At 67.3% G+C, this 12,234-nt stretch carries 10 protein-coding genes; 3 read left to right on the forward strand and 7 right to left on the reverse strand.

What is annotated here, in order from left to right; translation table 11 throughout:
- Positions 1–41 precede the first annotated feature (41 nt).
- The 4 genes from LMF57_RS06180 to LMF57_RS06195 all read right to left on the reverse strand — a co-directional run bounded on the left by LMF57_RS06180 (position 42) and on the right by LMF57_RS06195 (position 5,827).
- Complete coding sequence (locus LMF57_RS06180; RefSeq protein WP_229291097.1) at positions 42–1,205, reverse strand: HlyD family secretion protein; 1,164 nt, start codon at positions 1,203–1,205, stop codon at positions 42–44.
- A 10-nt stretch (positions 1,206–1,215) separates the two neighbouring features.
- The gene (locus LMF57_RS06185; RefSeq protein WP_025879335.1) at positions 1,216–2,889 is read right to left on the reverse strand and encodes an MFS transporter; all 1,674 of its coding nucleotides are present in this window, start codon (positions 2,887–2,889) and stop codon (positions 1,216–1,218) included.
- Positions 2,889–3,455 carry a TetR/AcrR family transcriptional regulator gene (locus LMF57_RS06190; protein ID WP_025879336.1) on the reverse strand — a complete coding sequence of 189 codons (567 nt, stop codon included), beginning with the start codon at positions 3,453–3,455 and terminating at the stop codon, positions 2,889–2,891. The genes LMF57_RS06185 and LMF57_RS06190 overlap by 1 nt, the downstream gene beginning before the upstream one ends.
- Before the next feature lie 173 nt (positions 3,456–3,628).
- Positions 3,629–5,827, reverse strand: coding sequence for a TonB-dependent receptor (locus tag LMF57_RS06195; RefSeq protein ID WP_229291098.1), 2,199 nt, complete (start codon positions 5,825–5,827; stop codon positions 3,629–3,631).
- A gap of 131 nt (positions 5,828–5,958) precedes the next feature.
- Here LMF57_RS06195 and LMF57_RS06200 point away from each other — a divergent pair, with 131 nt between their 5' ends.
- Together LMF57_RS06200 and LMF57_RS06205 are read left to right on the forward strand one after the other, a co-directional pair.
- Positions 5,959–6,381 (forward strand): MerC domain-containing protein, encoded by a 423-nt coding sequence (locus LMF57_RS06200; protein WP_229291099.1) that lies wholly within the window; start codon positions 5,959–5,961, stop codon positions 6,379–6,381.
- A 110-nt stretch (positions 6,382–6,491) separates the two neighbouring features.
- Positions 6,492–6,674, forward strand: a complete 183-nt coding sequence (locus LMF57_RS06205) for a 30S ribosomal protein THX (RefSeq protein ID WP_025879339.1) — start codon at positions 6,492–6,494, stop codon at positions 6,672–6,674.
- An 83-nt stretch (positions 6,675–6,757) separates the two neighbouring features.
- Here the strand turns inward: LMF57_RS06205 and LMF57_RS06210 are convergent, their stop codons facing one another.
- The 3 genes from LMF57_RS06210 to LMF57_RS06220 form a co-directional block, all read right to left on the reverse strand.
- Positions 6,758–8,023 carry an ectonucleotide pyrophosphatase/phosphodiesterase gene (locus tag LMF57_RS06210; RefSeq protein ID WP_208082597.1) on the reverse strand — a complete coding sequence of 422 codons (1,266 nt, stop codon included), beginning with the start codon at positions 8,021–8,023 and terminating at the stop codon, positions 6,758–6,760.
- Between the two features lie 486 nt (positions 8,024–8,509).
- Positions 8,510–9,001 carry a methylated-DNA--[protein]-cysteine S-methyltransferase gene (locus tag LMF57_RS06215; RefSeq protein ID WP_117309871.1) on the reverse strand — a complete coding sequence of 164 codons (492 nt, stop codon included), beginning with the start codon at positions 8,999–9,001 and terminating at the stop codon, positions 8,510–8,512.
- On the reverse strand, positions 8,998–10,476 hold the full coding sequence (locus tag LMF57_RS06220; protein WP_229291100.1) for a DNA-3-methyladenine glycosylase 2: 1,479 nt from the start codon (positions 10,474–10,476) through the stop codon (positions 8,998–9,000). Before LMF57_RS06220 ends, LMF57_RS06215 begins: the two co-directional genes overlap by 4 nt.
- Before the next feature lie 542 nt (positions 10,477–11,018).
- Between LMF57_RS06220 and LMF57_RS06225 the strand changes: the two genes are divergently transcribed.
- Complete coding sequence (locus tag LMF57_RS06225) at positions 11,019–12,182, forward strand: hypothetical protein (RefSeq protein WP_229291101.1); 1,164 nt, start codon at positions 11,019–11,021, stop codon at positions 12,180–12,182.
- Positions 12,183–12,234: the final 52 nt, after the last annotated feature.

The following is a 12,234-nucleotide window of genomic DNA, read 5'->3' on the forward strand; positions in this document are numbered from 1 at the left end:
GCCGAGCATGGAGCATGGCTCGACTCCACCGGGCCGGCGCCCTAGTCCAACGGCTTGGTCGCGGTATCCACCCGCACGATCACCGACATGCCCGGCCGCAACCGCGCCGCCAGTTCCTGGTCCCCGTTGATCGAGATCCGCACCGGCAGCCGCTGCACCACCTTGGTGAAATTGCCGCTGGCATTGTCCGGGCGCAGCACGCTGAACTCCGATCCGGTGGCCGGCGCGATCTGCTCCACGCGTCCGCGCAGCACCTGGCCCTGGAACGCATCCACCGAGAACGAGGCGGGCTGCCCGATCTTCATCTGCCAGGTCTGGCCTTCCTTGTAGTTGGCTACCACCCACAATGCATCGGGCACCAGGAACAGCAGCTGCGAACCGGCGGCTACGTACTGTCCCACGCGCACGCTGGCTTCGCTGATCTGCCCGTCGCGCGGCGCATGGATCACCGTATTGGCCAGGTCGATGCGGGCCAGCTCAAGCTGTGCCTGCGCACTTTCCACCTGCGCTTCCAGGCTCTTGCGCGAGACCTGGGTCGAGACCAGGGTTTCTTCGGCGATGCGGATCTGCGCCTGCGACTGCTGCACGCTGGCCTGCGCCGAGGCCTGGCTGGTGCGGAACTTGTCGCGGTCGTTGATCGACACCAGCTGCTGCGCCGCCAGTTCCTCGTAACGCTTGGCCTCGTTGCGCGAGCGCTGCAGCTCGGCCTGGCCGGCCGACAGCGTGGCCCGCGCCGCAGCGATCTGCGCGCGGTTCTGCGCCTGCGACTGGTCCGAATTGGCCAGGGCCGCGCGCGCGCTGTCCAGCGTGGCCTGCGCCTGAGCCACCCGCTGCGCGTAGATGCGGTCGTCGATACGCAGCAGTGGCTCGCCCTGCTTCACGTGCTGGAAGTCCTTCACCAGTACGTCGGTCACGTAGCCGTTCACCTGCGGCGCCATCACCGTGATCTGACCGCGCACATAGGCGTTGTCGGTCACCATCACGCTGCTGGTGAACGGCCACAGGTGCCAGGCGCGCAGGATCAGCGCGATGCCCAGCAGGGCCACCACCACCATCACCACCACGCTGCGCGAACTTGGTTTGAGGTACTTCGGCGCGGCGGCGGGAGCGGCAGGCGTCACCGCCGGTGCCGCATCGGTGGGTGGCGGCGGGGTGACGTTCTCGGCAGCGTCGGTGTCGTCTGGACGGGGCGGGACGGGCGGCATGACGGTGGACTCAGCGCGGTGCCGCGGTCGCAGCCGCAGCGGGGGAGGAAGGATGGCGCTTGCGCCATTGTTTGCGTACGGCGGTACGCAGCGACAGCAGCAGCAACCAGCACAGGAAACCGATTGCCAGCCAGCCGCTCAGGGTGAACACATCGTTGAAGCCTCGCACGTTGGCTTCGCGGCGGGTGGTCTGCGCCAGCTGCGCGCTGCCCTGGGCACTGCGCAGTACCGGGTCGGTGATCTGCGCTGCGTACAGCTGCTGCTGGATGCGCAGGCGCTGTGCCACCACCGGGTCGGCTGGATCGAGCTGGCTGGTCAGCGCGCTGGAATACAGCTGCTCGCGATGCAGCTGGAACGTTCCCAGCACGGCCGAGCCGGCCAGTCCGCCCAGCGTCTGCGTGATCGACAATGTCACCAGGAAGGTGATCATGTGGTCCACGCCTTGTTTCAACGCGGCGGAAATGCCGAGCATGATCAGCGGGCCCATGAACATGCCGGCGCCCACCGACGCCAGGAACTGGCTGATGTAGAAGTCGTGCGGGCGATCCAGGCTGGTGCGATGCTGGTCGAAGAACGCGGCGGCACCCAGCAGCAGGATCGCCATCAGCAACTGCGCGATCAGGCGCTTCGGGCCGAAGGTCAGTGACGCACCGGCGATGCCGGTGACCACGCCGGCCAGGATCACCACGAACAGCGGCCGCATCTGGTCCGGTCCCATGCCCAGCGTGCGCATCAGGTTGACCACGCCGTAGGACTGTTCAGTGGTCAGGAAGCGGATCAGGAAGGCGCCGACGATGAAGTGCATCACCGGCAGGGTCGACAGCCAACGGATCTGCAGCAGCGGGTTGCGCCGGTAGTGTTCGATGATCAGTGCGGTGGTGGTCAGCACGATGGAGGCGATCAGCGCCCAGCCCAGCCACGGTGTGTTCAACCACCAGCGCGTGTAGCCCTGGGCCAGCACCACCACCAGCAGGGCGACGGCAGGCGCGAGCAGGGCGAAGGTGAGGAAATCCAGCGGTTCGAAGGCCTTGACCTGGATGCCCGGCGGCAGCTTCAGCACGACCACGGCGGCAAACGCGCACAGCGCCAGCCCCGCTTCGAACGAATACAGCTGGTGCCATTGGCCGGTATCGACCAGGCCGGGCGAGACGATCCAGGCAATCGGCACCGCCAGCTGCGACAGGCCGACGCCGATCACCAGCAGGTTGCCGGTGAATCGCCGTGGCAGCGCCTGCAGCATGTACAGCGTCCCCAGCGTCGAGCAGGCCGCGCCGGCGAAACCGCTGGCGGCGCGGGTCAGCATGGTGGTCTCGAAACTGCCGACGAACAGGTGCAGCACCGCCAGCGCCGCGTACAGCCCCAGGCCGATCTCGGCAAACAGGCGGATGCCGTACTGCTGGCGGAACTTGAAGGCCAGCAGGTTGGCGGTCACGTTGACCATGGCGTAGGCAGCCACCAGCCAGCTGCCCTGGGTGGGAGTGAGTGCCAGTTGCCCCTGCAGGAAGGGCAGGTTGGCCGTTACCAGCGCATTGCCGAGGCCACCGGTGATGGCCACCAGCAGCGACACCAGTGCATAGGCTGCACGCCGATAAGGCGGGTGCCAGGGCATCGACGCCGAACCGGGCATGGTCGGCTTCTCGTGCTCCTCCCAATCCGGAACCGGCTTGAGGTACGGCTGCACCATCAGCGTTCCCCGCTGGCTGCTCCCTGGAGTCCCCCGCGCAGCAGTTGCAGGGCACGCCCGGCCAGCTGGGCGCGCTCATCGCGGGTCTTGCCGCGCAGGGCCGCCCCCAGCATGCCCGAGATCAGTGAAATATCCGTCTTCTCCAGGTCGGGCCGGCACAGGCCAGCGGCCTTGGCGCGGGCGATGGGGGCTTCCAGCAGGTCGCGCACGGTCTCGCGTGCGGTGCGCATGGCCGGCACGTCCGAATCGACCGCGCGCCAGTAATCGGCCAGTGCCGGCGAATCGACGATGCGCTGGGCCATGCCTTCGAACACCTCGAACAGGGCGTCGTCGCGGTCGCCAAGCTGCTCGACCTGGCGGCGGATGCGGTCGACCGTGCGCTGCAGCAGCGCCTGGATCAGCGCGGTGCGGTCAGGGAAGTTCCGATACAGGGTGGCGCGGCCGACTTCGGCACGCTCGACCACCAGGTCCAGCGGCGCGGTGACGCCGTGTTGGCCGAACACATGGTCGGCAGCATCGAGGATGAGGGCTCGGCGGGCAGCGGCATCGGCACGTTGGGTGGTCATGGCTTCATTTTCGGACACAAATGTCCGGATGGCGAGAGACAGATGGCGACGGGATTGTCCGCTTGTTGTCGTACGCACATCTTTGTGACGGATGCGTGATGGCGGGCGGGGCGCAAAAAAAAACGGGAGGCCACGCGGCCCCCCGTAGATCCACGCCACGCGTGGATGCCTCATCAGAAGAACGCGCGGATCCCGAAAGCGACACCACGACCCGGCAGCGGCGAGTAATCCTTCAGCAGCGAGGTATGCGGACGCACTTCGCGGTTGGTCAGGTTGCTGCCATCCAGGAACAACTCGTAGCTGTTGCTGTCGCTGCGGTCCCAGCGGTAGGCCAGGTGCGCATCGACCAGGGTGTAGCCGTTGCTCGGCTCCTCGTTCTGCGCAACGTCCTTCTGCCGGCTGTAACGCACCGCGCCCACCGAGGCACGCCAGCCATCCTTCGCCCAGCGCAGGTCGGCGCCGACGCGGGCCGGGGCGATGCGCGGCAGGTAACCGGTGTTGGCCAGTTCCACGCTGTAGTTGTGGTTGTGGTCACCGTGCGGCACGGCGATGTCCAGGGTGCGGCTGCCGTTGCCGTCCAGCTTGGCCTGCACGTAGTCGCCGAACACGCGCAGGTCCCAATCACCGGCGCCGCCTTCGAACAGGTGCACCAGTGCTTCGGCCTCGGCGCCCTTGAACACCGCGTCCTGCTGGGTCCAGGTGCGCACCGGCAGGCTCTCGGTGATGCCGGTGTCGGCCAGGTAGATGAAGTCCTTGAACCTGGTCTGGTAGATCGCGGCGGAGAAGTCCAGGCGCTCGCTGTGGGTGTGGATGCCCAGTTCAATGCGTTGGCCGCGCTCGGTCTTCAGGTTGGCATCACCGATTTCCAGCGAACGGGTGGCGATGTGCGCACCGGCGGCATACAGCTCCTCATTGGTCGGTGCACGCTCGGAGCTGTCCACGCCGATGCGCAGGTCGACCGCATCGTTGAGCTTCCAGATGCCGGCAGCCGACAGGTTGGTGGCGTCGAACTTGCGGCGGCGGTAGTCGCCGGTCGGGTCCAGCTTGACCTGGTCGTGGCGACCGCCCAGTTCCAGCTTGAACGGGCCGAACTGCTTTTCCTGCAGAACGAACAGGCCGATGTTCCTGGTTCCGGTATCGGGCACGAACGCTTCTTCGCCCTTGGCGCCGAAATCGCTGTTGCCGAACTGCAGGCCGAAGGCGCCGTCCCAGCCGCCGATCTGCTGCTGCACCGCTTCCAGGCGGCCTTCGATGCCGCGGTTGGTGAAGCGGGTGGACGGCGTGCCGGCTTCCAGCTCCACGTGTTCGTAGTCGGTGTAGGCCACGCGCGCGTTGACGTTCTTCAGGAACGATACCGGGTTGTAGATGCCGGCCTTGGTCTCGAAACGGTTCTGCACCATGTCGATGCGCACGTCGTGCTCTTCACCTTCCTCCTCCTCGCCATGGCCGTGGTCGTGATCATGGTCGTGGCCATCGCCGTCGGCATGCACGTGGGCGCCGTTGGGGATGCCGTAGTTGGTGCGGTAGGTGCTGGCCGAGGCGCCGAAGTAGCCGCCTTCGCCCAGCCAGGTGGCGCCGACGCCACCGGCGCGGGTGCGGATGGAACTGTTGTCCAGGCGGCCGCGACGCGGCTCTTCGCCTTCCTCGCCCGCGTGGTCGTGGTCATCGTGGTGGTCTTCCAGGCCGTCGATCACCGCGTAGCCGGGAATGCGGAAATCATCGCCATTGCGCACCAGGCCATCCACGTGCAGCACCACATTGCCGCTCACGCCGTCCAGGCGGAACATGCCGCTGCGTTCGTCGTTGACCGAATTGCCACGCAGCTCGGCACGGCCGCTGAGCGGACGATCCGGCAGTTCGCGCGCAATGCGCCCATCGACCACGTTCACCGCACCGCCGATCGCGCCGCTGCCGAACAGCAGGGTAGCCGGGCCTTTCAGTACTTCGATCTGGTCGGCCAGGAACGGCTCGATGCTGGTGGCATGGTCGGCGCTGACGGTGGAGGCGTCCATGTTGCCCATGCCGTTGGACAGCACGGCCACGCGCGGACCTTCCTGGCCACGGATGATCGGGCGGCCGACGCCGGGGCCGAAGAAGGTGCTCTGCACGCCGGGCAGCTTGGCGACGGTGTCACCGAGGGTGCCGGCCTTCTGCTCGTCCAGGCGCTCACCGGACAGCACTTCGACCGGGCGCGCCAGCGATTCGGTATCACCCTGCAGCGGCGATGCCGTGACCTGCACCGAGGACAGCTCGGTCAGGTGGCGGTCACGATGCGAATCATCGTCGGAGGCCGCAAAGGCGACGGAGGGCAGCAGCGCAGCAAGCGCCAGGGCCAGGGAATGCGGCTTGAAACGAGGGTGGTGGGAGGGCATGGCGGTCCTTTGTTACATTGTATCAATCGGGTGGCGCACGAATCCCGTCGGCGGGACAGGGGAGGGGAACCGTGCGGGTCGGGAAACGATGTTATATTATTCCATAACGATTCGCCGCCCTGCTGGAAGTCATGCCTTTGCCCTCACGCCTGCGCCACCTGCGCCACCTGCTCGATCGCTTCGGCGCCACCGGTTCGATGCTGTGCGCGGTGCACTGCGCGGTCATTCCGCTGTTGCTGGCCGCTGCCCCCTCGCTTGGCCTGTCCTTCTGGCTCAGCGATGGCGTGGAGAAGGCGCTGGTGGTGTTCGTGACCCTGCTGGGCTTGTTCAGCCTGGTCTGGGGTTACCGGCGGCACGGCGCGCTGCGTGCGCTGGCGTTCCTGATTCCCGGCCTGATCGCGTTGTGGGCCGGCGTGCTGTACGACCCGCTGCACCACAACGCGGTGCCGCATGCGGTGGTGATGACCTTGGGCGGCCTGCTGGTCGGCATCGCGCACCTGGTCAACCTGCGCCTGAACCACGGCCACGTGCATGACGCCAGCTGCGCGCACTAGGCGCTCCGTGGTAGGCTTTCCGATCGTGCGCGGGGGCGCCCAGCAAGGCGGCCCCGCCGAACCCGTGTCAGTACGGGGTAACCAGATTTCACATTTGAGGAGTTGAAGACATGGGTAAGGGTGACCGCAAGACCGCCAAGGGCAAGCGCTACAACGCCAGCTACGGCAACGCCCGTTCGCACACCGCGAGCAAGGTCGCCGTAGGCGCCGCCGCCCCGGTTGCCAAGAAGACCGTGGCCAAGGCTCCGGCGAAGAAGGCTGTGGCCAAGAAGGCAGTGGCCAAGGCCGGCTGATCCGCCGACCGACCGGTCCAACGAAAAACGCGGCGCTCGGCGCCGCGTTTTTTTTTGACCGTGGCCAGGGCATGGCGCCGCGATCAGCGCAGGGTTTTCTGCAGCGTCTGCGCGTTGCCATCGTTGGCCGCTTCCGGCACCTGCAGCAGGTGCACCAGCAGCGGGTAGACGTCGACATTGTCGAAACCGTCGATCACCAGGCCTTGCCGGAATGAAGGGCCACGGGCGACGAACACCGCGCGCATCGACGGCAACGCGTTGTCGTAGCCATGTGAGCCGCGATCGGCGTGCTCGCGTTTGGCGATCTTCTCGCGCGTCAGCGCGTCCCAGCCTTCATCCATCTGGCAGACGATGGCCGGCACGCGCGGATGGGTGCCGTAATGCCAGCGCGTCGGCAGGTTCTCCTTCTTCCAGCATTCGTAGTGTGCGTGGCGACCGAGCAGGGCACGCTCGGCCTCTGCTTCGCGTCCCACCTCCGGCGCGAAGCCGACCGACTGGCCTGCGCTGACGTTGCGCGCGATGGCAGGGTCAACCATCGATTCGAGGGCGATCACCTGGCCCTCCGGCACCGACGCCATGCCGTGATCGGAGACCACGATCACGTTGGTGCTGTCGGCCAGGCCGTGCTGCTGCAGGCCATCGAGCACCTGCCCGATGATCCGGTCGGCATGCACGATGGCCTCGGTGTACTGCCTGGATTCGGGGCCAAAGTTGTGGCCGGCCTTGTCCACGTGCTCCATGTACAGCGTGGTCAGGCGCGGCGCATCGGCATCGGTCTGCGACAGCCAGTCGAGCACCGTCTGCGCACGCTGCTCCAGCGGTTCCTTGGCATCGTAAATGCGCCACTGGCTGGGCCGTGTGCCCTGGATCTCGGCTTCGCTGCCCGGCCATGAGGTGGTGGCGGTGCGCACACCGACCTTCTCGGCACCCACCCAGATCGGTTCGCCGCCCCACCATCCGCTGGTGGTCACCGCAGCGCGGTCGTGCAGCGCGAAGCGACCGAGCGCGGCATCGTCCATGCTGTTGTTGATGATGCCGTGGTGGTCCGGACGCAGGCCGGTGACCAGTGTGTAGTGGTTGGGGAAAGTAAGCGAGGGATAGGAGGGCGTCATCCAGCGCGCACGCACACCACCGTCGATGATCCGCTGAAGGTTCGGGGTTAGGCCGCGATCCAACGCATCGGCGCGCAGGCCGTCGATGGAGATCAACAGCAGCTTCGGCGGGCTGGCGGGCGGCGTATTCGCCTCCGCAGCAGGTGCAGCGATGGTTGTCGAAGGCGAAGGCGTGGTGGTGCATGCGGCCAGGGGCAGCAGCAGCGCCAGCGTGCGGGTCAGGCGTACGGAAGTCATCCGGCCATGATAATCCGCAGCAATGACGTACCCAAGACACGCCATCGCGCCTGTGGCGCGCTGGCGTGTCCACGCATTTCACCGTATCCCCGCGCCTTTGGCGCGCCCCCTTGAACACGCCATCCCGCCGTTGGCGTGCTGGAGTGTCCGCGCATTTCACCTCATCCCCGCGCCTTTGGCGCGCCCCCTTGAACAACAAGGGGGCTCTTCTCCAGACAGATTACGGATGCTTCCATCCACGCATGGCGTGGATCTACCGGAACGAATCAATCCGTCACCGGGGAACTGTCGAAGGCGGGGCGGTGTCGGATTGCGGGGTGACCGCGGCATGGATGCCGCGGCCAAGCCTACAAGGACGTACTTGCGGCGGCCCCGCAATCCGACACCGCCCCGACCACCCTGGGATAGACCGCTTTGGACGTTGATGTTGACGTTGATGTTGCTCTGGCTTGTAGCGGGTGCAGGGCGCAGCCCTGCCTCCAACCCTCATGCAAACAGCGGTGCCTGTCGCTGCTCCAGCCGCAACAACGCTGCCTTGGTTTCCAGGCCGCCACCGAAACCGGTCAACGTACCGTTGCTGCCGATCACGCGATGGCACGGCAGCACGATCGGCAACGGATTGCGGCCATTGGCCGCGCCGACCGCACGGGTCGCCGTCGGCTGACCCAGCTGCTGCGCCAGCTGCAGATAGCTCCAGGTCTGGCCGAAGGGAATCAACGCCAGCGCGTGCCAGACGCGCAGTTGGAACGGCGTGCCATGCGGTGCCAGCACCAGGTCGAAACCGCTGCGCTCACCGTGCAGGTACTGCAGCAACTGTTCGCGCGCCTCCGGCAATGCGCCGGGCGTGTAATGCCAGTGCTCGCGGCCGCGCGCAGGATGGCGGTTTTCCGGGAACAGAACGTGGGCCAGGCCATTCTCATCCCCGGCGATGGTCAGTTCACCGATCGGTGTATCGAAGCGATCGAACAACAGGTTCATGAGGGTTCTCCAACGAACGTGCCGGACAGGTGCCACAGATGCAGCACGGCATAGGCGCGCCACGGGCGCCATGATTGCGAACGGGCCTCGGTGGCGCGTTCGCTGAGGCGCTGGCCCTGCGCGTGGCCCAGCACCTGCTGCAGCACCAGGTCACCGGCGGGGAAGGCATCAGGCTGGCCCAGCCCGCGCAGGGCAATGTACTGCGCCGTCCACGGGCCGATGCCGGGCAGGGCCACGCAGCGGGCGACGAATTCCTCCAGTGCCTGCCCCGGCCCGAAGTCCAGCTGGCCGCTGGCGCAGGCTGCGGCGAGGGCGCGCACGGTGGCGGCGCGGCTGCGTGGCAGGCCGATCGATTCCAGCGGCGCGTCGGCCAGTACGTCCGGCGCTGGAAACTGACGGTCGAATTCGGACGGCATGCCGGGCAGGTGCGCACCGTAGGCATCGACCAGCCGGCGCGCGAACGTGGTGGCCGCGGCCACGCTGACCTGCTGGCCCAGTACCGCGCGCACGCCTACCTCGAAGCCGTCCCATCCGCCTGGCACACGCAGGCCGGGGCGCTCGGCGATGCCGCGCGCCAACAGCGGTTCATCGCCCAGCGCTGCGTGCACCTGCTGCAGGTCGGCGTCCAGGTCGAACACACGGCGCACGCGGCGCACGATGTCCGGAATCAGGCGTGGGTCGACCGCGCCCAGTTGCAGGCGCAGCTCGGGCCGCTTCGGGTCGGCGGTGACGCGCAGCAGGGCGGGGCGCTCGGCTGTGCCCAACACGCGCTGGTAACTGTCTTCACCGATCAGCTCGATGCCGGGCAGGCTGCGCTTGCGCAGGAAGGCCAGCATGCGGGGGAAATCCAGCGGCGGTCGATAGCCCAGGCGCAGCACCAGCCCGCCATCGTCGGCGGCCAGGGGATGGTGTTGGCGGCGCAGTACGGTAGGCGCCATGCCGCAGCCCTGCAGGAATGCCGTATTGAAGCGGCGCAGGCTGTTGTAGCCAGCGGCCAGTGCCACGTCGGTCACCGGCAGCGTGGTTTCGGTCAGCAGCTGCTTGGCCAGCAGCAGGCGATGGGTTGCGTGGATCTGCCCTGGCGTTGCGCCCAGCCGTTCGACGAACAGGCGTTGCAGCTGGCGTGCGCTGAGGCCGATCTTTCCTGCCAGCTCGGCCACCGGCTGGTCCTGCAGGAAGCCGGCATGGATCAGCGCCAAGGCCCGCTGCACGGTCTGTCCGGCCAGCGCCTGTTGTGCCAGCGGGGCCAGCTCGGGGCGGCAGCGCAGGCAGGGGCGATAGCCGGCGGACGCAGCGGCAGCAGCCGTGGGGAAATAGGTGATGTTGCGTGGCTTCGGTGGCGGCGCCGGGCACACCGGCCGGCAGTAGATGCCGGTGCTGCGCACGGCGGTGAAGAATACGCCGTCGAAGCGCGCATCCCGGGCCAGGCGGGCACGATCGCAGGCGGCAGTGTCGAGGGCGAGTGCGGTATCCATGGCGCCAGTCTAGGCGCCTGCGGGCGGTAGTACTCGCCATATTCGGACATGGATGCTGGAGGGGCCTGGCCGGGCTGCGCCCGGCACCCTCAGCGGCAACAGCAACAGCAACAGCAACAGCAACGGCAACGGCAACGGCAACAGCGGGCTATCCGTGGGATGGCGGGGTGGGTCCGGTTGCAGGGGGCGCTGCAAGTCCCCCTCCGGGGCCCGGCCCAGCCGCTGGCGGCTGTGCGTTCGGGCGCTTGCGAAGCAGTGCTTCGCAAGCAAAGCGCCCTCACCCCTGTAAGCTTGGCCGCGGCATCCATGCCGCGGACGCCCCTGCAACCGGACCCACCCCGCCTTCGACAGGTTCCCGCTGCTGTTGGTGGGTGTCGACCTTGGTCGACATGTAGATCCACGCAATGTGGGAGGGGATGTCGGATGACGCTGGGACAGGAAATGACAGGGTCAGAGGGTCAGAACAGGTTCAGTGGCGGGCGCTGAATGCGCGTCGTGGACGGGTAGACTGTGGTTCTTGCCTGTCTGAATCCGGTTGCCCGATGTCCGCCAAACTCCGCTGGTTGCCCCTGTTGTGCCTGGCCCTGGCGGGCTGCAGCCAGTTGGAGAACCCCGGCAACGTCACCGCTGCCGACAAGGCCACGCGGGCCCCGGCCAGCGATGGCGAAAACATGGTATCGATCAATGCCGCCGATGCGCCGCCACCGCCGGCACCGGCACGCAGCCGGGCTGATCGGCCCTGGCCGCAGGCGCAGCTGGAAAACGGCAAGGCCTGGGTCAGCTGCACCACCGATTACGCTGGCGACGGCGGCGATGGTGTTGAGCTGGAAGGCCTGCAGCGCGAACAGCTGAAGCAGGCGCTGGCGCCGTGCGCCGAGCGTGGCCTGCTGCGCGTGCGCTACAACGGCAAGATCAACCCCGGGTTTGCCGAGATGATGTGGCGGCTGGCCGTGGTCGCCGACGAGCTGCAGATCCACAAGCGCATCCTGGATCTGGATTCCAGCGGTGGCCAGGTGGAATCGGCCATCGTTGCCGGCGACAGCATCGGCGAATCCGGCTGGACCATCTGGGTGCGCGAGGGCTCGATCTGCCACAGCGCCTGCGTGTTCGTGCTGGCTGCCGGCGACAACCGGCTGTTGACCGGCAAGGTCGGCATCCACCGCATGATGCGCATCAGTTCCAAGGCCACTTCGCGCGCAGAGCTCAACCGCGAGCTGCACGAGGTCTATGACAACGTGAAGGATTATCTGCAGCGCAATGGTGTGGCGGTGGGTGTGGCCGACCTGATGATGACTGTGCCCAACCGCAGCCTGCGCCTGCTGACGGCCGAAGAGCTTCGTCAGTACGGCCTGGACGGGACCAACGCCGTGCAGGACGACCTGGAGCGGATCAAGCAGATGCGTACCTGCGGCGACGACTTCGTGCAGCGCAAGGATGCGTTCCTGGTGGCGTTCGACCAGCAGTGCAAGCGCGACGGTGCCGACATGGAATCGATCAACAGCTGTGGCCAGTCGCTGAAGCAGCGCTTCGGCTTCCCCGACCCGGTGTGCCCGGAGGAAAGCCCGCTGTCGGAGATCGACGTGGCTACGCTGCCACCGGCACCGCCGGAGCAGCCGCCGGTGGCCGAGCAGCTGCCCGCGGCATCGGCGGCACCGGCGGCGCAGGCCGAGGCGGGTGCGGTGGAAGGCAGCGTCCAGGCTCGCTGACGGCCCACTCACTGCGCTGGCGTAGACTGCGGTTCTTTCCATCGAACCGGCG

The organism is Stenotrophomonas sp. SI-NJAU-1, assembly GCF_020883215.1.
Classification (GTDB): domain Bacteria; phylum Pseudomonadota; class Gammaproteobacteria; order Xanthomonadales; family Xanthomonadaceae; genus Stenotrophomonas; species Stenotrophomonas indicatrix.